Here is a 25,358-nt window from a genome sequence, read left to right as displayed (position 1 = left end):
TTATCGGTCAAGGATATTTACTCCTTTCCAGGCCTGCCACAGGCTTATCTTTTTTGCCTTTAATCTTACCCATGAGCCGGGTTTCGTAAAGGTGTGAAAAGGTACTTCTTTCCCCTCTATGATAAGGGTATGATTCGCTACCACCTGTCCGACACGTACATCAATAAACGGAAAAGCCCTGTCCATGTTTTCGATGATGTATTTTCCATCTCTCTGGACAAACCTCTCCCCTTCCTCTGCGTTAGAAGGCATTCCTATCGCAAAATTCTCATACGTTAATTCATACTGGACAATGTCATTGTTTTTCGCCAGGCGATACGATTCAAGTACTGGCGTTTTATGGACGGAATGGGTATAGCGAATAGCAAATTTCTGAGGAGAGGATGCCGGATAATATGCAACCAGCTTCCCCGTGTTTTCAAATTCCACTGCTACTACAGAACGGATAGGAACAAACAGGGTTATTACAAGCACGAGTAACAGCAGCAAAACAACAAAGTTTTTCTTAGACAGTAATTTACTGGGATGTCTCATAGATAACACAGAGAGGCTGACTCATAAGGTAAGGCCGTCTCCTGTCAGGGCACATTTACAGCCGTTTTCTTTTTCGCTGCTTCAAGTGCTGCGGAGGGGCAAAACCTTTTGATTAGTCAGCCTCTGCTGTTGGCAACTCCTTTAATCTAACTTATTATTTCAAGCCTTTTTCCTTAAAGTATTTCTCCGCACCAGGATGAAGGTCGATGCCAACACCGTCAAGCGCTGATTCCGCTGTGATCATCTCTCCTTTTGCATGGGTGATCTTATCGGTGTTTTCGAAGATGGCTTTTGTGATATCGTATACATAATCTTCATCAAGGTCCGCTCTTACAACCAGCATAGCAAGAACTGCTACAGTTGGCACATCCTCTTCAAGCTTATACGTTCCGCTTTTAACAACATCTTTCGCATAGTAAGGATACTTTTCCTGTAGTTCTTCTGCTTTGCTTTCTTCAATCGGAATGATCTTTACAGCTTTAGTTGCAGATAATGCCTCAACTGAACCTGTTGGAGTTCCGGAAGTAATGAAAGCAGCATCGATATTTCCATCTTGAATTCCTTCAGTCGATTCATCGAACGCAAGGTGCTGTGCTTCGATATCATCCATGGAAATGCCATGTATTTCAAGGACCTGTTCAGCGTTTGCATAAGTTCCGCTTCCCGGAGCTCCCACAGAGACCTTTTTCCCTTTCAAGTCTTCAACTGAATTGATACCGCTGTCCTTTAATGCTACGATTTGAATCGTTTCAGGATAGAGCGTGCCTATCGCCTGAACGTTGTCGACCTTGGCATCTTCAAACATAAGTTTTCCTTCAGTCGCATAGCTTGCGATGTCTGTCTGGGTAAACGCAAGGTCAGCATCTCCATCTTTAAGCGTTTGCATATTTTCTACAGAAGCTCCTGAAGATTGCGCATTTGCTTCAATGCCTGTCTCATCTTTAATGATTGTCGCAATTTCTCCACCAAGTGGAAAATAAGTTCCACCAGTTCCCCCGGTTAAAAGGCTTAATTGATCCGGAGAGCCATTTCCGCCAGCAGAGTCGCCCCCGCCATCGTTGCCTCCTCCGTTATTGCCTCCGCATGCAGCAAGAACCATTGAAACCGCTAACATAAGAATTAATGCTAGAAAACCTTTTTTACGCATACTTATCCCCCTTTTACAAATAATGTAACAATGTTTTCACAATTCTAGTTTATCATATATTAAACAAAATTGGTCAAATTATCAGCCAATAACGAGACGTGGAATTTTTTCCAGTTCCTTTTTCATGTTCTATCTGCCTGTGTTGTATCTTCTTCCTGTAAATTCGCGACGTTCCAATTTTTTATCTCGGGAGGATGAACGAGAGAGCCACTTGGAAAGATAAATGTCCATGGCATGCTGCTGTAAGCAGGAATGGTTAAAGACGAGATAGAAAACTTCCATTCAGCCACGCTTACTCCCGATTCTGTATAGACAAGTTTTGTATCAGGAAAGCTAACTTCTTTGCCCGTTGTATTTTGGACTAAAACAGTTGCGAGCAAATCTCCTTTATAATTCACTGCTGCCCTAAGATTATGAAAAGAGACCTGGTCATGTCTTAAGGTTGTTGTTCTGTGAAGCTTCTGTATTAGTTTCCGATCCCTGTCCGATAATGTGCGTTCCCATGCAGGCTCAAACACTAAATCGTTATTCATGGAGCGGTTCCTCCTTTGGTGAGAGCTGCTCAGCCTTCAGTTCACGGTCACAAAGGTGGTCGAGGTCTTCCAGGACGTCATGCAAGGCAAGCAGTTCATATACAAGGACGACTTTGGCAGAAAAATGGTGATGGTATCTCTTGGACTCCCGCTCGATCTGCTGTTGATTCAAGCGCCTGAAAACATGATCCAATTCATCGATCAACACGTAATGTTCTGCCGGAATCTGGTGAAGCGGATCCCGGAACACCGCCGAAAGTGAAAGCCCGGTTTTTTGAATAAGTTCCTTCTCTTTATCTGTTAAAGGTTCTTCATCTTTCGCCCTGTGGATCAAATTCCCAATATGATAGAGAATTTTCTGCAGGTACTCGAGCTTCTTTAACAGCATATTAAAGCTTCTAATTTCATTGATGCTATGTCTGCGGTATTTCCACTCTTCCCGCTGATAATTGATCAGCTGGTAAGTCCGTTCGAGTGACTTGCTCAACCTCTGGTATGCCACTACCTGCTTCTGTTTATGCATATTAATATTAGTAACATCCGCCACCAGACTGCCTGCCGTTTCATACAACCTGTCGACACTCTCTGTAATCATCGGATTAAACTTCGGAGGCAGAATAAAGAAATTGACTGCCGTCGACACAACGATTCCTGTCATCGTTGTGCCGAGTCTTATAAAGAAAGATTCCATAAAGTGTGCCTCAGTTCCGGGAATCATTGCTACTGCCGTTAATGTTGCAACAAGCATCCCTGCGTCCAAATGGAGTCTGTGGCAGGCGATCAACGTAAACATGGCTGCAAGCGCATAGGTGATAGGCTCTTGATGCAAAAAGGCTTCAAAAAGCATCGCAAAGCCTGCTCCAATTGCTGCAGCAGGAAAACGTATTATCCCTTTTTTAATGGAATCCGCAGCAGTCGGCTCGATCGTTACGATTGCGGTCATCACAGCAAATAGAGCTGGCCAATCGAGGATGGCGCAGATCCATGCCGTAATAAAAGCTGCTAGTCCTGTTTTAAGAATCCGTCCGCCTACAAATTTAAACACTTTTCGTCTTAGTGTGGTCATTGTGATCATCCTAACAAACATATGCTACCCTTATTATAATATGTTTATAACGATGCTTAAAGGAGCTTTTGATATGAAAGTAATCGGAATCGATTTAGCGGGCCCATCTAACAAAGCGGATACGTCTCTGTCCATTTTTGAAGAAAAAGGAAACAAGCTGTTTTTCAAAAAGAATGTGAGCGGGATTGGGGATAGAGAAATTTATCAAATTGTGGAAGAAGAAGCAGAAACATCACCTCTTGTTATCGGGATCGACGCACCGCTTTCCTATAATGATGGAGGCGGTGACAGGCCAGGCGACCGTTCATTGCGGAGAGAGATTATCGAAAAAGGAATGAAAAGCGGTTCCATTATGACTCCCACTACAACAAGGATGGTTTATTTAACGTTAAGAGGGATTGCCATCTCGAGGGGAATTGGTCTTTTAGATGCTAAAAACAATGTTTCAATCGTGGAAGTGCATCCAGGGGCAGCGATCGGCTTGCGGAACGAAGACATTGAGACCGTTTTACGTTATAAAAAAGAGCCGGAAAGAATGAAGAAACTCAAGCAATGGTTTGAAGAGCAAAAGGTCACCGGGATACCGGGGGATATGTTCCGTTCCACTCATAAAATCGATTCCTGTGCGGCTGCGTTCGCTGCATGGAAATGGTTCCATAAAGAGTCGATATGGTGTGAAAAAGCAGAGCCGCCACAGCATCCTTTTGATTACAGCTGTTGAAAAATTTCTTCTTATGGATGACGGGCTTTATTTTTCTGTTTTAGACCTGTCCTTAATTTTAAAAACAAAGTAACCAGCAGTAAACCCCCTGTTGCAAGAAATAAAACGACAGTTACATTGCCAGGCAGCTGCTTATGCGACAAACCTGCCCAGAAACCGAAGTTAAAGAACAGTAAAACCCATACGATTGCCGAACTATAGGCACGAATGGCAAACCGGGAAAAACCCATTCTTCCCATTCCCGCTAAAAAAGGAACAAGGTACCGGATTACCGGAAAGAAATAACTGATAAAAAGTGCCCTCTCCTGGTAACGGCTTATCATGCTGGTGGCCTTAGCCAGCGGTTTTCGAAAGGCCTCTTTTTGCTCCAGATAAGTTAGGATAGGTAGTCCAATATATTTTCCAGCCGCATAGCTTAATGTCAGAGCGAATAAGATCCCGCCAAGCGTGACCAAAAAGGCTGGAAACGTGTAAAGGAAATCAGAAGATGCAGCAAACCCCACCGCCATCACAAATATCTCATTCGGCACGGGCAAACCGATCAAGCCGAAACATAAACTAAGAAATATTCCAAGATAACCATATCCCTCCACCGCACGTATTACCGATTCAATCTCCACTTCATACCAACTCCATTCGCATATCCATCTAACCGAATTTAACCAACACACTTTAAAGACGTATGAAACAATCAAAAGGTTCAAGAATATTTACAAAGATAGTGGTTAAAATCTTAGACTGTTTTTGCAAACTCTATTGTTTTTTAAACCAAGGAATGGTGGATTTCCGCTTCAAGATGCTCGCTTTCCGCTGGGCGGGTGGATAGCCTACTCGTCGCAAAGGGCATTACCATCATTATTTGAGGTCACTAGATCCGCTATTTGTGACAAAGAGAGATTTTTTAACAATTATAGGTCACTGGTGCCGTTATTTACCGAGAAAACGTTGATTTTGGTCTGGTTTTAAGCAAATAGTGGAATAGATGACCTCATTTTTTTGAAAAGTAGTTTTTTTTCGCAAATAGAGGATTCAATGACCTATAATTCCAAACCCCGGATTTCCAGGCGTATATATTGGATGAGTTGCATTATATTTAAATGCTTACGGTGAATATTTTATCCGGGTGTAAGTTGCACCATAAAAAACAGCTCTCCCTCTGTCTTCGCCTAGCTCCTCAATCGAAGAGTTTCCCTTATAATAGCTTCTGGATCTCTTCTTCCATTTTTTCAGGAGCTGTCATAGGTGCAAAGCGCTTTACAACTTCTCCTTCACGGTTAACGAGGAACTTTGTGAAATTCCACTTTATTTTCTCAGAAAGGATTCCAGGAGATTCTTTTGTCAAATATTGAAACAACGGATGTGCATCCTCCCCGTTTACGTCCACTTTTGCAAACATCGGGAAAGAGACGCCGTAATTGAGTGAGCAAAATTCCTGGATTTCTTCATTTGAACCCGGGTCCTGTTTGCCAAATTGATTACATGGGAAACTAAGGATTTCTAATCCTTTATCGTTATATTTGTCATAGAGTTCCTGAAGCCCGTCCATCTGGGGGGTAAAGCCGCATTTGCTGGCAGTATTAACGATAACAAGAACCTTTCCTTCATAATCTGAAAGAGGTTTTTCTTCTCCTAATATTTTCTTAGCAGAGTAATCATAAACTGACATTTTTATTCCTCCTTTCTTCTATTCATACCACGTGTGGTACTCTTTTTCCCAATGTAAAGCCCTAATCGATGTGCTGAAAGTTTTTCTACCTTTCTTTACCAGAAAGCGCTATCATAAATTTAAAAGAGTCCATTTCTGTGAGAGGAAGAGATAATATGGATGCTTCACGTTTATTTTTGATCGATAAAGTGGAAGGTTATTCAATGGAATTTTCACGTTTAGTTGCGATGCTGCGTTTTACTAGAATCACAACACTCGATGAAGTAAGAGGGCTTTCGATTGAACAGCTAGATTTCCGCTATGAGGAAAGCGCCAATTCGATCGGCATGTTGCTGTCCCATATTGCCGCTATTGAGAAAGCGTACCAGATCGAAACCTTCGAAGGCAGATATTTGACTGAAGAAGAAATAGATTCGCTGAACCCTGCCCTTCAGCTTGGGCCAGAGGCTAGGATTTACAGGGATAAGCCTTTTGAAGCTTATCTTAAAGAGCTTGAAAAAGCACGTGATAAAACGCTCGAAACCTTTGCGACACTTCCCGATTCATGGTTGTATGAACAGTCTATGTTCTGGGGCGGAAAACCTGGCAATAACTATTTCAAGTGGTTTCATGTCTTAGAAGATGAGCTTAACCACAGGGGGCAAATCAGAATCTTAAAGAAAATGTACAACCTTCAAAGTACCATGTAAAATCCAACCAGAAATCTCTTAAAAGCAGGTGAAAACGTGAATTCGAAAACACATCTTGTATTTGATTCCCACCTCGGCCGCCAAAAACCAGAAAGCATCGTTAACCGGAAAGCTGCCTGTCCTTTTTGTGACCGTGAAAACCTTACCGATATTATTGCTGAAGACGGACCGATCATTCTATTGAAAAATAAGTATCCAACATTGCAAAACACCTATCAAACTGTTCTTATCGAAACACAACAATGTGACGGGGAACTTTCCCTCTATCCAAAAGAAGACCTTTACAGGGTTATTCGCTTTGGTATACGGCAATGGCTGGAGATGGTAAACAGCAAGCAATACCAATCCGTGCTGTTTTATAAAAACCATGGACCGTTATCCGGCGGAACAATCGCACACCCGCATATGCAAATCGTCGGTCTTGAACAGGTTGACTATCATCAGTACGTCAACGAGGAACAATTTGAAGGAATCACGATTGCCGAAGAAAAAAGTGTCCGTTTTACGATCTCAACTAAACCTCGGATGGGCTTTTATGAATTTAATAGCATCATGGGTGATCTTAAAGATATCGAAGTTTTTTCCGATTATATCCAGGATGCAGTCCATTATGTTCTTCACCATTTTCACAGCAAGTGCAACAGCTACAATCTCTTTTTCTATCAAATCAAGGGCAAAATAGCTGCAAAAGTTATCCCTCGTTTCCCTGCCTCTCCCCTTTTTGTCGGATACTCCATCCCTCAGGTGGCAAACAGGGTCGGTGAAGTAGCAGAGCAGATTAAGAAAATCTATCATTATGCTTAAAAGGCTCTCTTAAAAAGGAGCCTTTTTTCGCAGTTGACCTACAGTGTTTTACCGTTCTCTGGCAACAATACCGTTATGGACCTTTATATAGCCATGCCTTACGATATCAAAACCATGCTCGTACACATAAAGCCCCATCTGCCTGATATCCATCAGCTCCCGGTAAGTATGATTCATGATTTCCGCCATCACTCTATAGTACATTCTGGACTTAAACTGGTTACGCGGCGTTGTCATGATCATATATCCGTTCGGCTTGACGAAACGGCGGTGCATGTCGAGGATTTCAGGCTTATGCTGATCTGGTACATGCTCTAGAAGACCGACGCTAAGGACGATATCGAATTCCTTTCCAAATTCCAAATTCCGGATATCTTCTACAAGGTATGTAATATTCATCTGATCTTTATACCAGACTTTAGGGCTTCCGGTCTGCGGATTTGATCCTAGAAACGGATATGTCGTTGGAAACTTCCCGAACCTGTCCGTTTTGCAAAACTCGTCGTAATCTACCATAACTACTTCTCCGCCTGGATACATCGCATGAAGCTGCATCGCTTCATACCCCTCTGCCGCTCCAAGGAACAGTATTCTCGGATTCTTTACGTCCAGCCTTTCAAATAACGCCCGTTTCCCCCTCGGATCCCAGACGCCGTCTTCTATCCGATGTGCGTAATTCCATAACGAGAGCTGTACAAGATCTCCTATTCCGCTCTTAACCTCTTTAAAATCAAATTGCTTAAAGCTCTTTTTAAGCGCTTTCTTTTTTGCGGATAATTCAACTGGAACATCGGTGATGAATAGCTCATGGAACGCTTTATTAAAATATTCCCAAGAAGTTTTTACAGGCATCGTCTGCTGATGCTCAGTCTCCCATTCTAATCGATCTTTTGAAAAGTTTTTCACTTCATAAGGCTTCCCGACATCTTTCCAGGTTAACTGTGACCAATCACTCACAAGATTTGCATTGATAAACTTATCAAGTCCCTGATTCGTTGCATTGCGAAGGTCTGCACGATAGGTTGGCGTCAATTCGGTATATTCAAAATCCTCTTCTGTATACGGATAGATTACGACCGGTTTTGCGATTGCCAAAATGAATCACTCCTCATAAAGGATTTCCTTAAGTATCCCATGTGAAATTCATTTACGTCAATTATTTGTTTTAATTTTCAGACTTTAAATACCGCCCGATATATCTCCTGGCTTTTTGAAAAGTTGTTTGATTTTTCCATTAAGTATAACTATTATTAATTTAGGCGAAAATTTTTCGTTATATAAAAGGGGGTAGACTGAATCAAATCCGTTCCGTTTTACTGCTTTAAAGCAGCTTTGCAGCCAAAAGATTAGAGAATGCAAAGCTAAAAAGAAAATAGGTAAATGGGGGACACAAATGTCAAAATTTAAAAACAAGCATTTATTAAAAGCTATAGGGCTTCCGCTCATTCTTAGCGCTGTCTTAATCGGCTTATTGATTTTTCAAAACCTGCAAAATGAAATACAGCTTCCTGATGAAGGCTGGAGCCGCTCCATTCCGCTGCCGATCACAACCGGAGAAACAGATCCTTTTGTACGAAGTGATGAGGATGGATTTTCCGTTTATGCACCTGAAAGTGGAAAGATCGTTCATCTAAAGCTGGATAAAGCTTTAAACGTTAAAAACGAAAGCAGCATACCTGCTGGCATCGGTATCGATGATGCTTACTGGGCAAAAGATAATGAAGCGATTTATATAAAAGACGGAACGCTGCTTTCCTTAAAAGGGAACGAAGAAACAACGATCTTAGATAATGTTACGGGGCTATCCGCGTCTGAAAGCACCATCGTAGCATGGAAAGAAAATAAACTTTTCACCGTAAACACTGAAACAAAAGCAGCAACACCTGCAGGAGAAACCAAAGACCCGATATCTTCCGTTGTTATTCCTGAAAATGCCCCTTCCTTTATTGTGATTTCTAACCCAAAAGAAACAGTGAAGAAGCTTTCCTACTATAAAGCAGAGGCAGGAAATTCTTATACTGCTACTGACATGTTCACACTCGAGATGAACCCCGGGGAGAATATATTCAGCATTGATTATATAGAAAACAAAGCCGGACTCGAAGTGGTGTATAACACCTTTGCGATCCGCCAGGGAAAACGGGAATACCGTGCCCTCCATACCAGTATCCCGTTTGAAAATCTTTCAAGCGAGCCTTCCTTTAAAGCGGTTAACCTATTTGAAGAAAAAGCGGGTTCAAAGCTGCAGGATCCTGCCTATCTTCAATTTGCCTTAAAAGGCCAGAAGCCGACATTGTTCTTCGCAGCTCGCGGAGCGAGTATCCAGAAAAAAGACTCCGTGAACATTTATGAAGCTATACAGAAAGATGATAAATGGCTTGCAAATCGAAGGAGTACGAGTGAACAGCAATCCGTGCTTCCGGTGTTTGGAGACGATCAAACCCTTTTCTGGATGGACCATGAGAATGGAAGATACTCACTGGCAACAGCAAGCTCCAATCCCGATGTTATCGAAAAAAGCCAGAAGCTCACCGGAGAAGATTGGAAAAACGCATCGGCTGATACATTCCAGGCTTTAATGGGTGCGCTGATGGTAATCTTTAATAGCATGATGTGGATCATTCCTACCGCGATCTTCCTGTTCGCAATGCTTGTCGTAAACGTGAATGCGATTGAAAACGATGAACGCTGGGTCAGAACAACATCCATCGTCTTGTATCTATTAACGCAAATCGCGCTGATACATTTCATCTTTAACAATCCCTTTTACACGTTCGCTCCCTCCTATTTAACCTTTACAGGAAGCGTCGTCATCCTCCCACTTTTACTGGGAGTGTTAACCTGGCTCTTTAATAAATTTGGCCGCAACGATGAATGGGGCAGCATCTCAAAAGTTTCTTACTTCATCGCCCTGAACACATGGATCGTACTTATCGTAATCGGCCCATACATTCTCTAGTAAATTCCAAAAATTGCACCCGGCATAAAACGGGTGCAATTTTTTTACTGGCTATTTACATGAACTTTTTTATCCAGAAGGGGAGGGTTGATTTCCGCTCCAGGTTGCTCGGTTTCCGTGGGCGGGCGGTGAGCCTCGGCAGGGAATCATCGCACGAAGGAAATGGAAATACATTTTCGTGGTGTCTCACACTTTCCGCTCCAATCCACTTCTCTAGAAGCATTTTCCTTTAACAAAACTAATTACAAAAACTTTTAAAATTAGACCACGAAGCGAAACTTCTTTGCTCTCCCTAAAAAAAGATTAACAAATCTTTTTTATAAGAGCGTAGCGACAAGGCTTGTAGGAGGCATAGATCCGTCATGCTCGCATGTAAGAGTCTATGCCTCCTACAAGCCGACAAGGAGAGTGAAAATGCTCCTACCAAAAAAAGCCCCTTTTCCAATCAAAAAGCATTAACATTCTAATAGCTTGTCTATTATAATAGATAAGATGATCGTCCCCTTTGTTCTCGAAAATACCCTTCTATGAATTGAGATGGTTACATGAAGACTGTAATAAGTACACTAAACGCAAAATATATCCATACGTGCCTCGCACTTCGCTATCTGAAAGCCTATGCCGCTCCAGATTTCGACGTCGAGATGGCTGAATATACAATCAATGACCCTGTCATGAATATCGTAACAGACCTTTACAGCAAAAAGCCCGATGTTATAGGATTCAGCTGCTATATCTGGAACATCGAAGAAACGATCCCTGTCATGAGTATGCTGAAAAAAATCAACCCGGACCTGAAGATTATCGTGGGCGGGCCTGAAGTGACGTATGATGTCTATCACTGGCTTGATCGGATTCCCGAGATCGACTTCATCGCCATGGGAGAAGGCGAAGCAACATTCAAAGAGCTGCTTTCCGAAATAGAACGGGGCAAAAACTGTGAAAACGTTAATGGTATCGCCTATCGTAAAGACGGCCAAAACCATATTAATCCCGCAAGAGCGAAGCTCAACCTTAAGGAAGTCCCTTCCCCTTTCCGATTTGAAGAAGACCTTCCGCAGCTTTCAAAGCGCGTGACCTATGTGGAAACGAGCCGTGGCTGTCCATACTCTTGCCAGTTCTGTTTATCCTCCATCGAAGTTGGCGTACGCTACTTCGACGCAGAATTAATGAAAAAGGAAATCATGTTTCTGATGGAGCATGGTGCTAAAACGATCAAATTCGTCGACAGAACCTTTAACATCAAGCGGGATTATGCGATGGACATGTTTGATTTTCTTATTAAAAGCCACCTTCCTGGCACGGTGTTCCAGTTTGAGATCACTGCTGACATCATGCGCCCGGAAGTGCTCGAATTTTTAAACGAAAACGCTCCAGCTGGATTGTTCCGTTTTGAAATCGGCATCCAGTCTACAAATGATGCCACGAATGAGCTTGTGATGAGAAGGCAAAATTACAAAAAGCTCGCCCGGACGATCACAATGGTAAAAGAAGGCGGAAAAATCGATCAGCACCTTGATCTTATCGCCGGCTTGCCTGAGGAAGATTACACATCTTTCAAACAAACGTTTAATGACGTATTTGAATTTCGTCCGGAAGAGCTCCAGCTTGGCTTCTTAAAAATGCTGCGCGGTACAGGAGTAAGGCTGCGGGCAGAAAAGCATGATTATATCTACATGGATAACTCGCCATATGAAATACTCGGCAATAACGTGCTCTCCTTTGATGACATCACCCGCATCAAGCAGGTAGAAGATGTCCTGGAAAAGTACTGGAACGACCACCGGATGGATCACACTTCTGAGTTTCTCGTATCAAGCGTTTTTGAGACGCCGTTTGATTTCTTCCAGGATTTTGGGACTTATTGGGATAACCAGGGCTGGTCAAGAATCGGCCACCAGCTGGAAGACCTATTCAAGCGTCTTGCGGAGTTTCTGCAGGAAAGAAAAACTGTTGAATGGCCAGTGATCGAAGGGCTAATGAAGCTCGATTATTTTATGAGTCACAAACATAAGCCGCGTAAACCATGGTGGGATGATCGCCTTGAAAAAAGTGTCCGCTCTGAATATCTGCAAAGATTCACGGAAGATCCTGCCCTGCTTAGAGAAGGTTTCCGCTCTCTTCAGTTAACAGAGCGCGACCTTCATAAACATACGTTGATCGAATTTCTGCCGTTTGATCTGGAATACTATTTTAAAACGAAAGAAATCAAGGAATCGGAAACATTGATCCTTGTCTATTACAATCCAAAAGAAGCGAAACCTTACTTGTTTTCAACGCCTGTAAGGGATTTGAAACAGCAAGTAAATTAATATTAACTTAACGTTCTGGTTAGAGGAATTCTCTCCTCTTTCTAGAACGTTTTATTATGCATTTTGAAAGAGGTGTGCGATGGAATACAAACACTACATTCAAGAACTTCCTCCTGCATCTGAATTGGATCAAATCTTCCGTTTGAATCAGGAGATCTTTGGCAATTTGAACAAAGAAAGCATTCTCAGCAGCTTAAAAAAGAAAGAAAATGCATCTATCTTTCTAGCTATAGACGAATCTGTTATCGCCTATAAAATTGGTTATGAGCGTAAATCCGGGCACTATTACAGCTGGCTTGGCGGCGTATCACCAGCTTATAGGGAAAAAGGCATCGCCTCCACTCTGATGAAAAAGCAGCATGATTGGTGCTTGCAAACCGGCTATCAATCCATCCAGACAAAAACAAAGAACAAATGGAAGGGTATGTTAATCCTTAACTTAAAATACGGATTTGATATTATTGGCACATACACCGACGAAAAAGGGGAACCAAAAATCATCCTCCAAAAAATTTTAAGGGAGAAGTTATGAAACGGAAATACGCTGACTGGAGAAACTGGGCGCGTGTACCCGAGCGTGAATTTCATGTAAAAAAAGTGGAAGAGCCAGACTTCAATGGCTATATCGGCTGGCTTCAGTTAAAGCGGGTACGAGAACCGTTGATCTTTCATTATCATGAAACTGCTATTTGCTCTGCAGACAGCGGCTACCATTGGTTTCAGCACTTTCCTGAGGGAGAGAACCATGTCATCACTACGATGGTAGATACCTCCCATTCTATTGTCCAGTGGTATATCGATATCATAAAAACTTCTGGCATAGACAAAAACGGCATCCCATGGTTCGATGATTTATACTTAGATATCGTGGTCTTTTCAAATGGCAAAATCCATTTGTTGGATGAAGATGAATTACTAGACGCATATGCGAATAAAAAAATTACAAAAGAAGATTTTACTCTCGCAAACAATGAAGCTAAAAAAATTATGCTGCAGCTAGAACAATCCTTATTCCCTTTGTTGCAACGTACAGCCACTGACGTTAAGAACATGTTACAGGCCAGCCATAAGAAACTATTCTTTTAAAATGGGGGATGAAAAATGTCTATATTAGACCTCGATGCAGTCACGCTCGCCCAAAAGATAGCCGATGGCCAGATCTCTTCTGCAGAAGCAACCGATACGTATATCAGGCATTTACAACAGATCAACCCTAAGATCAACTGCCTGGTGGAAAATCGGTTTGAAGAAGCCAGGAAGGAAGCGTTAGAGGCTGATAGGAAGGTGGAAGAAGGCAGGGCTTCCGGCAAGCTACACGGAGTGCCGATCAGTGTGAAGGAATGTTTCCATGTAAAAGGAATGAAAACGACCGGCGGCCTTCCTTACAGGGCAGGAAAAATTGAGCAGGAAGATGCTTATGTGATTGCCAGATTAAAAGAAGAAGGCGCAATCATTCTCGGAAAAACAAATACGCCGGCGCTTTGCTTCTGCCAGGAAACTGATAACAAACATTATGGAAGAACCAATAATCCATGGGACCTAAACAAAACATCAGGAGGATCGAGCGGCGGCGAAGGAGCACTGATGGCGGTTGGCGGTGCTGCAGTGGGACTGGGTGCCGATATCGGCGGCTCTATACGCTTCCCTTCTCATTTCAACGGCGTTGTCGGCTTTAAATCTGGAAATAATCAGGTGTCCCAGCAGGGGAACTTCCCTTTTATTAAAATCGATGAGCAAGAACGTATGCTTGGAATCGGGGCTATGGGGAAAACCGTCCGTGATGCCAGGCTCGTCAACAGCATCATATCAGACTTTACACCGAATAAGGTTGACCTTTCTTCATTCACCCTTACGATTCCAAGGAAACACCCTGAATTTCCTTTAGGAGAGGACACAGAAAGAATCGTCGAGCGCTTTGCTGAAGACTTTTCAGGAAGTCATGCGGTCGAACGGCAAACGCCTCCTTTTTTTGAAGAATCTTCCTTGATCTGGCAGGAGATCATGTCTTTAGACGGCGGTAAAGGTATCACCGGGCTGCTTTCTGACAAAGGAAATGGCAGTCCATTAAAGGAATATATGAAAGAAAAGATGTTTAAAAACTCGGAGATACATTATTATTTAACATGGGCTTTAATCGGAACCAGACTGTTTAAGCCCAATAAAAAACGAGTTGGCGAGATTCGGGAGATTCTCCATCGCGGTGACATTGCCCTGGAAGAATATTTTTCCCAGCGGATTCTTGTCCTGCCCGTATACCATAGCAGTGCACCTCTTCACGGAGAACTGTATAAGCAGCTGTTTTCCATTCGAAAAACGTTTAAGGTTTATATGCCCTATATCGCATATGCAAATGTATGGGGGCTCCCTTCTCTTGTGATCCCAGTAGCTGAAGATGCTGAGGGCATGCCGCTTTCGATTCAACTGATCAGCAGCACAGGAAATGAAGAAGCGTTATTTCAATTGGGGGAACGATTCGAAAGGCAGTTTCGGGGCTACAAACGATGCACCACCTATGACCGAGATACTGCAGAACTTAAAAATATCAATCTAGAACCTGTTTAAAGGAATGAGAATATGCAACAAGATAAACCGATCATCAATCCCTATGCCGCTATATTCATAGCAGTGCTTTCTGTTTCGACTTCAGCTATCTTTGTAAAAGTCTCGTCAGCACCCGCATCGATTATCGCGACATACCGCCTGCTGTTCGCCGTCCTGTTTATGTCACCCTGGCTGTTAGTAAACTATCGAAGCCAGTTAAAACGAATCAGGAAAAAAGACTTCTGGTATTGTACGCTTGCCGGAGTCTTTCTTGCTTTTCACTTTATTCTCTGGTTTGAATCGCTTAACTATACTTCCGTTGCCAGCTCTGTTGTGCTTGTAACTTTACAGCCTCTATTTGCTTTTATCGGGACATACTTGTTTTTTAAGGAAAAATTGTCGTTTGGCGCAATAACCGGTGGAATACTTGCGATAATCGGAAGCTTTGTGATCAGCTGGGGAGATTTCCAAGTTAGCGGAATGGCTCTGATTGGAGATGTTCTTGCCCTGTTGGCCTGTGCAATGGTTACCGGCTACCTGTTGTTTGGGCAAAATGTCCGAAAGCGGCTTGATCTTATTCCATATACGTTCCTCGTATACGGAATGGCAGTCGCAACACTCGTTATCTACGATCTGATTATCCAGGTTCCTCTTGTCGGATACCCTGCAAAAGATTGGACTATTTTTGTTCTTTTAGCCCTGTTCCCAACGCTTCTCGGACACTCTATTTTTAACTGGGTAGTCAAATGGATCAGTGTTTCCGTAATTTCGATGTCCATTCTTGGAGAGCCGATCGGAGCCTCGATCCTGGCTTATTTCATACTCGGCGAAAAGATCCATGCTTCGCAGATGGCCGGCGGTTTTGTTATTCTTTCAGGAATTTTTATCTTTCTGCGCTTTCACAGGCATCAGTCAAAGAAAGCACGTGTTAACCAGGGTAAGACGGTTCAACAGCATTAGATTAATCGCCCATAAAGTTAGCGATGCAATCTGGAACACTGCTGGCGGTATTAAAGCCGCAAACCTGATGCTTAATGATATTGAGAAATACTTTCTTGAAAAATAGGGATTAAAATTTGTGAGGGGCTGCCCCAAAAGGATTACAAATCCTTTTTGAAGTTCGTCCCTTTTAATATTCCTGATGTCTCTATTATTAGAGGACATCAGTTCCGTTATTTGTGCCCAAAAGTAATGTTTTAAATAATTATAGGACACTGGTGCCGCTATTTACTGTGAAAACGCCCATTTTGATCCGGTTTTGATGAAATAGCGGAACGTATGTCCTCAAAACTCACTAATTGCTGTTTTAAAGGCAAATAGCGGATTCAATGTCCTATAAATTCAAAGCCGTGTTAATCATCTGCCATTTGCGCTATAATGTATCTCTTTTTCCTATTCATCAGAACAACTCAGTGCCAGGAAAGGCTCTCAGTCAATCACACTAACTCCGCTTAGCTGCTCTAACTTCTCCATCGCTTTATACACCACATCCCGGGTAGTAGGAGAAGGAAAATATGAAAAAAACCGGCTCCCCCGGTAAGGAGAAGCCAGCTTCCATCTAGTTTATGTTTTCTATATAATCCCTGCGCAAAAGTCCCATCACAAGTACATCATGGAATTTACCATAACGGAAAATCTCTTCCCTCAACGTACCTTCAACTGAAAAACCACACTTTTCATACGAACGAATTGCCTGCTTGTTGAAAGCGAACACCTCTAGTTTCACTTTATTTACGTTCATGTACTGAAAAATAAAGTCCAGCAATGTGTTCATGCTATCCGTTCCGTAGCCTTTTCCCTGATGTTCAGGACCGATAGAGATCCCTACATAGCAGGTTCCGTTCTTCCAGTTAACTTTGTAGACGGCAATAGTGCCGATAAATTCCTGGCTTTCAAGCGTCTCAATCGCAAACATGTAATCATCTTTATCACTGCTGATACCGTTTAGAAACGATTCATGCTCTTCCATCGTTGGTGGAAACGGTATGCCGTCATTCATCAACAGTCGGCTTTCCATCACATTCTCGATTCTTGCAAACGGCTCATAGTCCTCTTTTGTAATAGCGCGTAATTTAATTTTTGAACCTGTTAAAATTTTTCTTGTATTGATCAATTTACTTCCCCCTGTTTGTTTCACGGACGCAGGGGCGCAGCAAGGGCGATCCCCTATTTTGACGCTTCCGTGTTGTTTTTTGTTACACGTGCAAAAACGTCTACTGCAATAATCGTACGCAATATTCACAACCCCTTTAGATTCGTTTAATTAACTATAATCTTCCAATCTGCTAAAAGCAATCCAATTTTTCTGGCAAGAATCTCAAGTCCTTGCTGTATAATAGAAGAAAATAGTGGAATTTGGGAGTGGTAGTCTTGCCAAACGTCTGGACACACATTTTGTTTGGAGAAAAAATTGCAAAGAAAGCTGGATATGATCCTGCCGCTGGGCTTGAAGCTTACTTTCGACTCGGCACCCAGGGTCCTGACCCTTTCTTTTACCATAACTTCTGGCCGTGGAAATCGACACCTGTACAAGAGATCGGAGAAAAGATCCATTACACGCGTTGCGGACAGTTTTTGATGGAAATGATTGAGTATGGAAAAGAACACCAGCATGATACAAAACTGACTGCATACACCCTCGGATTCATAACACACCATATTCTGGACCGTAACACCCATCCATATATTATTTACCGTTCAGGAAACGAAGGAAACAGGCATCAAAAGCTAGAGATTATTATCGATACGTTATTAATGAAAAAGCTGCGAAATATTGAGACATGGAAAACGCCTGTCTATGAGCAGATTTTTGTTGGGAAGAAACTGGATCATCAGATTGAACAGATGCTTACAAGTTTAGTAGATCGGTTATTTCCCGGTGCCCATTCCCGTATGCCTGCCAATTACGTGCAAGTTTCCTATCAACACATGGTCAAAGCGTTGAAGGTGTTATACGACCCTTCCGGCTGGAAAAACCGGATACTAGGAAACCTGATCTCACCGTTTTCTTATCAAAAGAACTTTGAAGAGAAGGATTATCTAAACGAGGAAAAGAACACCTGGCTTCATCCAGCGGTAGAAAAAGAAGAAAATAACGCATCCTTCTATGAACTAATGGAAAATGCTGAGGATGAGGGCATTGAAATCCTTGAGCTGGTTTTGCAATATTGGAAAACCAACGATACGGAAACACGAGAAACACTTAAAGAAAAAATCGGCAACCTTTCCTATGATACCGGGAAGGATTGCACTGCAGGGTTAGAAAACAAGCATTTTGAACCGATCTTGTAGTAGAGGATTTACTCAAAAAAAGTGTCAGAACCCTCCAATACGTTATCTAGATAAACCCGTGGCAAAGTTTATCTAGATTTTCGGAGGGAGTCAGACACTTATGATTCATCCTCGTTTTTATTATCAGAACAAAACCTTTGAAAAGTATATAACAGCCGTTACGGAAACCATGCTTAGAATGGTGGACAGCAATACGATCTGCGCGGCAAGGTCAACTTCGGTTTTGTATTCCTGTGCGATGATCGTACTGTTAACAGCGCTTGGCATTCCAGAAGCAATGAATAGGGCTTGAGCTAACACTCCCTTAAAACCAAACAAATAGATAATGCTCAATGCCAGAATCGGACCGAGTAACAGCCTAACAAACAGGCTGATGTACAATGAGGAAATACCGCGCTTAAACTTCAACTGGGCGACCTGAGCACCCAATGTTACCAATGCGATCCCTATCATTGCATTTGCGATATACTCACCTGAAGTCGTTATAAATCCTGGCAAATCCACATTTAATAGATTAAGCAATATCCCGATCGCCATGGCGTATATAACAGGCATTTTAAAAAGCCCCATCAAAGCATTCAAACGCCCTTCTTCTACCGCTTTAAAAGAAAAGATCCCAAAAGAATAAGCTAGTATGTTCTGCAATGTCATCACGATTACCTGGATCGATAATGCGAACGGGTCATGCTTGAAGACAAGATCGTTCACCGGAACCCCATAGTTACCAGCGTTAAATAAAAGGACACTGTTCGTGAAAACTACTCTTACTCCTTTGTTAAAATGGAACATCTTGCTGATCAGTTGCACGACAAAGTACAAAACCACGATCAATATCAGGAAGAATAGTAGAACCTGTGAAAATAACTGCAGAGAAAATTCCGTTTTATACAAATAGGTAAACACGAATCCAGGAATAAGAAAATAAACGTTCACTTTCGCAAGTGTATAGAGGTCAAGCATAAATACCCTGTGGAGCCATGCTCCGATTCCGATCAAAATAAATACCGGAACAATAATGTTTATAAAAATATAGAAAAATTCCATTTAGCTAGCTCCAGAATTCCACTTCTTAAAGAGCTTTCAATCTTTGGGCAATTTCTTCTGTTACCTCTTTTGTAGTAGCGTTTCCACCGATGTCAGGTGTTTTATACCCTGCTTCCAGCACCTCTTCTATCACATCTAGAAGTTTCTGGCCCAGTTCCTGTTCTCCCAGATGATCAAGCATCATTTTTCCAGTCCAAATCTGGCCGACAGGATTGGCGATCCCTTTTCCGACGATATCGGGAGCTGAACCGTGTACGGGCTCAAACATCGAAGGGAATTTTCCGTTCAGATTTATGTTCGCAGCAGGCGCGACTCCGATACTACCCATGATCGCCGCTCCTACATCTGTTAGAATGTCACCAAAAAGGTTGCTCGCTACAATAACATCAAACGCTTCGGGCCTGGTAATTAAAAAGGCAGCAAGAGCGTCGATGTGATTCGAAACGGTATCTACATCCTGATAATCCTCTCCAACAGAACGAAATACTTCATCCCAGAATGGCATCGAATGGACGATGCCGTTTGACTTTGTTGCACTTGTCACATGGCTGTTTCGTTCTTTTGCAAGATCAAACGCAAAACGCATCGCACGTTCTGTTCCTTTTCTGGTAAAAACAGCGTTTTGGATCGCTACTTCATCAGCTCCCCGATGGATCCTTCCGCCGACTTCACTATACTCCCCTTCACTGTTTTCCCGTACCACTACAAAATCAAAGCCCTTCGGATTGGCGAGCGGTGATTGAATACCTCTTAATTGCTTGGCGGGGCGGACATTGATCACCTGTTCAAACTCTCTTCTTATCGCGATCAATAAACCCCAGAGCGAAATGTGGTCAGGAACTAATTGGGGATTTCCAACCGCTCCCAGAAAGACAGCATCGTGGTTCTTTAATTGTTCAAGCCCGTCGTCTGCCATCATTTTCCCATGTTCCAGATAGTATTCACAGCTGTAAGGATACGACTTATACTCAAAGGAAAGACCGCCATGAACTTCTGCAATGGCATCTAAGACCTTTACCGCTTCCGGCATCACTTCTTTTCCGACACCATCTCCTGGAATGACTCCTATATTCATCTTTTTCATCGTTATCCTCCTAGTAAGACTTATTTAATAATGTGCTTTCAGATGTATGCTCAAGCTTTTTCATTTCAAATGCTAAATAAGTGGTGGCACCAAGCACCAGCAAGCAGCCGATCACTACGCCATCCCATGACCATAGATTCCAGAACGGATCAAGATAAAACGGGCCAAGGCTGCCGCCGATATAGTAAGAGATCAAATACAATCCTGATGCACTTGCCTTTGAGTACTCTGCCCTGCCGCTCACCCAAGAACTTGCGATCGAATGGGAAAAGAAGAATCCGAAACAGTTTAATAGCAGACCGGCAATAATAGCAAACACACTTGGAATCAATGTCACTAAGAAACCTGCTACCATGACGGAGATACCGATTTTGATACAGGTTGATTGGGCAAGCCGGTTAGATAGCTTTCCTGCGATAGGAGAGCTAATCGTGCCTGCTATGTAGGTCAGGAATAATACACCGATCAAGCTTGTCGGCAAATTATACGGTTCATTGCTTAATAGATAAGTAACATAATTAAAATGGCCAACAAAAATGAAGAAGTGTAAACCCCCTACAAGATACGCTAATCTTAGCTCTGGATTTAAAAGATGCCCTTTATAATCATTCAGCGCCTTCTTCCAGTTGAAAGTTTTTGGTGTGAAGTGCTCGGATGGCCGCAGCAGTAAAATAAAAAGAACAAAAAGAACAAGACTGATACAGCCCATAACGATAAAGGCTAAACGCCAGTTATATAAATCTGTCAAAATGCCGCTCAGCATACGGCCAAACATACCGCCGATCGTGTTTCCGCTAATATAAATGCCGATTGCCACCGCAAGTGCTGTCGGAGCATATTCTTCCCCGATATAAGCGACTGCAAGGGACGGCAATCCCGCAAGACATATTCCCTGAATGATCCGGATAACAATCAACGTTTCATAGTTTGGAGCGAAGGCAGCTAAAAATGTTGCAACGGTTGCAAGGGCCATCGTCACGATCATGATTCCCCTCCGCCCGACACTGTCAGATAAAGGGCCATAAAAGAATAACGATATCCCGAGTGCAAGAATAACCAATGAAACTGACATACTCGACATTAACGGAGATATATGGAATTCCTTTGTGAGTACAGGCAGGATTGGCTGAGTAAAATAGACGTTGGCAAATATAAGCAGAGAACCGATGCTAAGTGCAATGGTTGTTTTCCAAAATGTTTTTGTGCGTGCTTCTATCACGTTGACTTCTCCCCTGTCCTCTCGAAAAAATCGGGCTGACTTAAAGGCAGGCGCCAATATTCACCTGCCAGCAACCTAAAGTTTCGCTGTACAGAAAATATCAGACCAATTTAAGTCAGCCATAGTAATCACCTATTAAACCATTTCAAGGCTTTCGGTGTTTATTTTTCTTGTATGTTGTTGATCTTTACGGGCAACGCCAGACTCGTAAGCTGCTTCTATCACTGCCTTACGCACCCTTTCGACCACCTTTTCATTGAATACTCCCGGAATAATATAATCAGGGTTCAATTCATCATCAGTGACCGAAGAGGCGATCGCTTTTGCTGCTGCAAGCTTCATCTCTTCTGTAATCCTGGAAGCCCGGCAATCCAGAGCACCCCTGAATATACCCGGAAAACAAAGAACGTTATTAATCTGGTTAGGGTAATCTGAACGCCCTGTCGCCATAACACTCACATAAGGTTCTGCTTCTTCCGGAGTAATTTCAGGTGTCGGGTTTGCCATCGCAAACACGATCGATCCCTCTGCCATATTTTTAACATCTTCCTGTTTTAGAACACCGGGACCAGAAACTCCGATGAAGACATCTGCCTCTTTGATCACATCTGATAACGGTCCCGCTTCCTGGTCAGGATTCGTATTATCAGCATACCACTCCCATGCTGAACTTTCATATTTAACGCTCCGGACCAGGGCACCATCCCTGTCTACTCCGATGACATTTTTCGCTCCTGCATTTAACAGCATTTTGGTGCACGCAATTCCTGCCGCACCTATTCCGCATACTACTATCTTACAGTCCCGTAAGTTTTTACCGACATATTTCAGCGCGTTTAACAGTCCCGCTAAAATAACAACTGCTGTTCCATGCTGGTCATCATGAAAAACAGGGATGTCCAGCTCCTCGGTTAAACGCTGCTCAATTTCAAAGCAGCGGGGAGATGAAATGTCTTCTAAGTTGATCCCACCAAAAGTGGGCGCCATCGCTTTAATCGTTTGCACTATTTCATCAGTGTCCTGCGTCTCAAGGCATATCGGAAAAGCATCGACGTTTGAAAGCTGCTTGAACAGCATCGCCTTTCCTTCCATCACTGGCATCGCTGCTTTTGGCCCGATGTTGCCAAGCCCCAACACTGCAGACCCATCCGATACGACAGCAACCGTATTCCTTTTGATCGTGAGAGAATATGCAAGTGATTCATCTTCATGGATCGCAGAGCTGATCCGGGCCACTCCAGGAGTATATACCCTTGATAGGTCATCCCTGTTTTTAATCGGCAGCTTTAGCTTTGTTTCTATTTTTCCGCCTAGATGCACGAGGAACGTTCGGTCTGACACGTGAATCACTTTTACCCCGGACATTTTCTTTACTTCCTGGACGATCAAATCACTATGTTCCTGGCCTGAGACTGTAACCGTTATATCACGTATCGTTCTCTCTCTTCCAACATTGATGACGTCGATCGCGACTATATCTCCATTAAGCCCGCCGATAACGGTGGCGATTTGTCCAAATGAAGCTATTTCTTTATCGATTTCTAAACGTAATATAATGCTGTGATTAACACTCTTTGGTACAGACATTGCGGTTCGTCCTTTCTTTATCCATCACTAGTTTCCATATAATAAGTTAGGCAGCCAGAGGCTTATTTCCGGTATATATGTTACAAGTATCAGCCCGATGATCATGGCGATCAACCATGGGAAGGCCGCTTTTGTAACATCGATCAGAGGCATCCTTGTTATGCCACTCGCAACATACAGGTTCAGGCCGACCGGTGGAGTAATCATTCCAACCTCCATGTTTACCACCATAATGATTCCAAAATGGATCGGGTCAATCCCTAAAGCCATCGCGACTGGAAAGAGAATAGGTGCAAGGATCGTAATAATAGCGGTCGGTTCCATAAACTGCCCTGCAAGGAATAACAGCACATTCACAATTAAAAGGAATGCGATCGGCCCTACATTCCAGCCTGTAATAATGGAAGCGATCTCATGCGGAATACGTTCAAGGGTCAGAATATGCGCGAATGTCATCGCCATTGTAATGATAAAGAACAACATTGCCGTTGTTTTAGCTGATTCTACTAAAATTCCCGGCAGATCCTTTAAAAGTAAGTCTTTATGAATCCATAAACCTACAATTAGCCCGAGAACCACAGCAACAGCAGCTGATTCAGTCGGGGTAAAAATACCGGAGTATATTCCGCCGATAACAACGATCGGCAGCGATAAGCTCCATACAGCAGCCTTTAATGCATTCAGTCTTTCCGTGAATGTTGCTTTTTCAGCTTTAGCAAAGTCATTCTTCTTTGCGATCGTAAAACTTACAAACGCAAGTAAAATAGCCAGTAAAATCCCTGGTATAATTCCTGCGATGAAAAGTTTTCCAACAGATTGCTCAACTGTCACAGCGTATACGATCATCGGTATACTCGGCGGTATCAGAATTCCAAGGGAACCCGCTGTGGAGATAGAACCAACCGCATAGTCTTTTTCATACCCGTGCTTCACCATCGCTGGTATCATGATGCTTCCGATCGCAACTACCGTAGCCGGGGAAGAACCTGAAATCGCTGCAAATAAGCCACAGGAGACGATCCCTGCGATAGAAAGCCCTCCGGGAATATGCCCGACCCAGGCGTTCGTTAAATTAATCAACCGCTTGGCTACCCCGCCTGTTGTAAAAATATTTCCGGCAAGAACGAAAAATGGAATCGCCATCAGCGGGAAGGAGTTCAATCCTGAAAATATCTTCCCGGCCATATCCGCGAGAGGATCTGTTGTAAAATAATAGATTGATAAAAAGGAGGCTAACCCTAGAGAAATGGCAATCGGCAGGCCAACCAGCATTAACAGGAATAACAAGGAAAACAGCGCCAGCCCCATGTTACTTGTTTGTACAGAATAAATGACACCGCCAAGTGCAGCAACGAGCACGAGGCTTGAAAGCAGCTTTTTAAGAGGAGATTTTTTTTGTGGATTTCCTTCATTCATCTCAGGTGTCTGTTTATTTACGGCCATATCCATTAATGCGCACCTTCTTCCTGTTGTAAAATCTCTTCAGCAGGTGTTTTGATATTGTTCACTAACTGCTGGATAAACCTAAACGACATTAGTCCAAATGAAATCGGAACAACCATGATAGGAATATAGAGTGGAATCTCCATTTCAGGCGTTACCTGGCCGAATGTCGCGATTACTTGCACTTGCTCTATTCCAAGGAAAGTGAATGTTAAACAAAATAAAACACTGATTGTGGTGGTTGCAATAACAATTGCTTTTTGCACTTTGGGAGAATATTGTTGGATTACAAGGTCAACGCCAAGATGTACTTTTTTTCTAACCCCGATCGACGCCCCGATTAGTCCTGCGATAATTAAAAGATAAATGACTGCTTCTTGTGTAAAACCAAGGCTGGAACCGAAGAATTTTCTTAGTATGACCTCCGTAAACGTTAGGGCAACAGCAATCGTTAAAGAAACGGCAACAATGATCTCTTCCACTCGATCTAAGAATGTATTGATCATCTTCATTTTTTTCACATCCTCTTGAGAAGACTCGATTTATTTTTTGTTATTAAAAAAGAGGGCTAATGAGGAAGCCCCCTTTCATTCTTTCGACTTTTTTCATAATACGTGGTTGCTGTTTATAAAGAGGAGTGGTTGATCTCCGCTTCAGGTTGCTCGCTTTCCGCAGGCGGGAGGTGAGCCTCCTCAGCGCGTTGGCGCTTCCGGGGTCT

24 protein-coding genes are annotated in these 25,358 nt (G+C 42.8%); 10 read left to right on the top strand and 14 right to left on the bottom strand.

The window, feature by feature from the left end:
* From FCL54_RS13865 to FCL54_RS13850, 4 genes are all read right to left on the bottom strand, one after another.
* Complete coding sequence (locus tag FCL54_RS13865) at positions 1 to 534, bottom strand: DUF1850 domain-containing protein (RefSeq protein WP_138127461.1); 534 nt, start codon at positions 532 to 534, stop codon at positions 1 to 3.
* 154 nt (positions 535 to 688) lie between these two features.
* Positions 689 to 1,681: a TAXI family TRAP transporter solute-binding subunit gene (locus FCL54_RS13860; protein ID WP_138127265.1), complete on the bottom strand. Its 993-nt coding sequence runs from the start codon at positions 1,679 to 1,681 to the stop codon at positions 689 to 691.
* A 122-nt stretch (positions 1,682 to 1,803) separates the two neighbouring features.
* Complete coding sequence (locus FCL54_RS13855; RefSeq protein ID WP_138127263.1) at positions 1,804 to 2,214, bottom strand: SLAP domain-containing protein; 411 nt, start codon at positions 2,212 to 2,214, stop codon at positions 1,804 to 1,806.
* Entirely contained in the window at positions 2,207 to 3,280 is a 1,074-nt protein-coding gene (locus FCL54_RS13850) for an aromatic acid exporter family protein (protein WP_171016845.1), read from the bottom strand. The genes FCL54_RS13855 and FCL54_RS13850 overlap by 8 nt, the downstream gene beginning before the upstream one ends.
* A gap of 73 nt (positions 3,281 to 3,353) precedes the next feature.
* Between FCL54_RS13850 and FCL54_RS13845 the strand changes: the two genes are divergently transcribed.
* On the top strand, positions 3,354 to 4,001 hold the full coding sequence (locus FCL54_RS13845) for a DUF429 domain-containing protein (RefSeq protein WP_138127259.1): 648 nt from the start codon (positions 3,354 to 3,356) through the stop codon (positions 3,999 to 4,001).
* Between the two features lie 11 nt (positions 4,002 to 4,012).
* Here FCL54_RS13845 and FCL54_RS13840 read toward each other — a convergent pair whose 3' ends face one another.
* Entirely contained in the window at positions 4,013 to 4,621 is a 609-nt protein-coding gene (locus FCL54_RS13840; protein ID WP_138127257.1) for a DedA family protein, read from the bottom strand.
* A 572-nt stretch (positions 4,622 to 5,193) separates the two neighbouring features.
* Positions 5,194 to 5,667, bottom strand: a complete 474-nt coding sequence (locus FCL54_RS13835; RefSeq protein WP_138127256.1) for a glutathione peroxidase — start codon at positions 5,665 to 5,667, stop codon at positions 5,194 to 5,196.
* 155 nt (positions 5,668 to 5,822) lie between these two features.
* Between FCL54_RS13835 and FCL54_RS13830 the strand changes: the two genes are divergently transcribed.
* Together FCL54_RS13830 and FCL54_RS13825 are read left to right on the top strand one after the other, a co-directional pair.
* Positions 5,823 to 6,356, top strand: a complete 534-nt coding sequence (locus tag FCL54_RS13830; protein ID WP_138127254.1) for a DinB family protein — start codon at positions 5,823 to 5,825, stop codon at positions 6,354 to 6,356.
* A 36-nt stretch (positions 6,357 to 6,392) separates the two neighbouring features.
* Positions 6,393 to 7,160 carry a DUF4931 domain-containing protein gene (locus FCL54_RS13825; protein WP_138127252.1) on the top strand — a complete coding sequence of 256 codons (768 nt, stop codon included), beginning with the start codon at positions 6,393 to 6,395 and terminating at the stop codon, positions 7,158 to 7,160.
* Positions 7,161 to 7,208: 48 nt separating this feature from the next.
* On the opposite strand, the gene FCL54_RS13820 is transcribed toward FCL54_RS13825, so the two are convergent.
* The gene (locus FCL54_RS13820) at positions 7,209 to 8,255 is read right to left on the bottom strand and encodes a class I SAM-dependent methyltransferase (RefSeq protein ID WP_246055269.1); all 1,047 of its coding nucleotides are present in this window, start codon (positions 8,253 to 8,255) and stop codon (positions 7,209 to 7,211) included.
* A gap of 298 nt (positions 8,256 to 8,553) precedes the next feature.
* Between FCL54_RS13820 and FCL54_RS13815 the strand changes: the two genes are divergently transcribed.
* The 6 genes from FCL54_RS13815 to FCL54_RS13790 all read left to right on the top strand — a co-directional run bounded on the left by FCL54_RS13815 (position 8,554) and on the right by FCL54_RS13790 (position 15,932).
* Positions 8,554 to 10,119 carry a hypothetical protein gene (locus tag FCL54_RS13815; RefSeq protein ID WP_138127250.1) on the top strand — a complete coding sequence of 522 codons (1,566 nt, stop codon included), beginning with the start codon at positions 8,554 to 8,556 and terminating at the stop codon, positions 10,117 to 10,119.
* A gap of 545 nt (positions 10,120 to 10,664) precedes the next feature.
* On the top strand, positions 10,665 to 12,431 hold the full coding sequence (locus FCL54_RS13810; protein ID WP_138127248.1) for a B12-binding domain-containing radical SAM protein: 1,767 nt from the start codon (positions 10,665 to 10,667) through the stop codon (positions 12,429 to 12,431).
* Between the two features lie 79 nt (positions 12,432 to 12,510).
* Positions 12,511 to 12,963 (top strand): GNAT family N-acetyltransferase, encoded by a 453-nt coding sequence (locus tag FCL54_RS13805; protein WP_138127246.1) that lies wholly within the window; start codon positions 12,511 to 12,513, stop codon positions 12,961 to 12,963.
* A complete protein-coding gene (locus FCL54_RS13800) occupies positions 12,960 to 13,517 on the top strand; it encodes a ribonuclease FAU-1 family protein (protein WP_138127244.1) in 558 nt (185 codons plus the stop codon). The genes FCL54_RS13805 and FCL54_RS13800 overlap by 4 nt, the downstream gene beginning before the upstream one ends.
* 15 nt (positions 13,518 to 13,532) lie before the next feature.
* A complete protein-coding gene (locus FCL54_RS13795) occupies positions 13,533 to 14,993 on the top strand; it encodes an amidase (RefSeq protein WP_138127242.1) in 1,461 nt (486 codons plus the stop codon).
* A 12-nt stretch (positions 14,994 to 15,005) separates the two neighbouring features.
* Complete coding sequence (locus tag FCL54_RS13790; protein WP_138127240.1) at positions 15,006 to 15,932, top strand: DMT family transporter; 927 nt, start codon at positions 15,006 to 15,008, stop codon at positions 15,930 to 15,932.
* Positions 15,933 to 16,530: 598 nt separating this feature from the next.
* On the opposite strand, the gene FCL54_RS13785 is transcribed toward FCL54_RS13790, so the two are convergent.
* Positions 16,531 to 17,085, bottom strand: a complete 555-nt coding sequence (locus tag FCL54_RS13785; RefSeq protein ID WP_210238527.1) for a GNAT family N-acetyltransferase — start codon at positions 17,083 to 17,085, stop codon at positions 16,531 to 16,533.
* A 257-nt stretch (positions 17,086 to 17,342) separates the two neighbouring features.
* Here FCL54_RS13785 and FCL54_RS13780 point away from each other — a divergent pair, with 257 nt between their 5' ends.
* Complete coding sequence (locus tag FCL54_RS13780; protein WP_138127239.1) at positions 17,343 to 18,263, top strand: zinc dependent phospholipase C family protein; 921 nt, start codon at positions 17,343 to 17,345, stop codon at positions 18,261 to 18,263.
* Between the two features lie 123 nt (positions 18,264 to 18,386).
* Here FCL54_RS13780 and FCL54_RS13775 read toward each other — a convergent pair whose 3' ends face one another.
* The 6 genes from FCL54_RS13775 to FCL54_RS13750 all read right to left on the bottom strand — a co-directional run bounded on the left by FCL54_RS13775 (position 18,387) and on the right by FCL54_RS13750 (position 25,152).
* Positions 18,387 to 19,307 (bottom strand): AEC family transporter, encoded by a 921-nt coding sequence (locus FCL54_RS13775; RefSeq protein ID WP_138127237.1) that lies wholly within the window; start codon positions 19,305 to 19,307, stop codon positions 18,387 to 18,389.
* 25 nt (positions 19,308 to 19,332) lie between these two features.
* The gene (locus FCL54_RS13770; protein ID WP_138127235.1) at positions 19,333 to 20,391 is read right to left on the bottom strand and encodes a tartrate dehydrogenase; all 1,059 of its coding nucleotides are present in this window, start codon (positions 20,389 to 20,391) and stop codon (positions 19,333 to 19,335) included.
* A gap of 10 nt (positions 20,392 to 20,401) precedes the next feature.
* A complete protein-coding gene (locus FCL54_RS13765; protein ID WP_138127233.1) occupies positions 20,402 to 21,610 on the bottom strand; it encodes an MFS transporter in 1,209 nt (402 codons plus the stop codon).
* Between the two features lie 135 nt (positions 21,611 to 21,745).
* Positions 21,746 to 23,197, bottom strand: a complete 1,452-nt coding sequence (locus tag FCL54_RS13760) for an NAD-dependent malic enzyme (protein WP_138127231.1) — start codon at positions 23,195 to 23,197, stop codon at positions 21,746 to 21,748.
* Between the two features lie 27 nt (positions 23,198 to 23,224).
* Positions 23,225 to 24,646: a TRAP transporter large permease gene (locus FCL54_RS13755; protein WP_246055267.1), complete on the bottom strand. Its 1,422-nt coding sequence runs from the start codon at positions 24,644 to 24,646 to the stop codon at positions 23,225 to 23,227.
* Complete coding sequence (locus FCL54_RS13750; RefSeq protein ID WP_138127229.1) at positions 24,646 to 25,152, bottom strand: TRAP transporter small permease; 507 nt, start codon at positions 25,150 to 25,152, stop codon at positions 24,646 to 24,648. Before FCL54_RS13750 ends, FCL54_RS13755 begins: the two co-directional genes overlap by 1 nt.
* Between the last annotated feature and the right edge of the window lie 206 nt (positions 25,153 to 25,358).

The organism is Exobacillus caeni (assembly GCF_005747095.1).
Taxonomy (GTDB): domain Bacteria; phylum Bacillota; class Bacilli; order Bacillales; family Guptibacillaceae; genus Exobacillus; species Exobacillus caeni.
The sequence above is the reverse complement of the archived record's forward strand: the minus strand, read 5'-3'. Positions and strand labels throughout refer to the sequence as shown.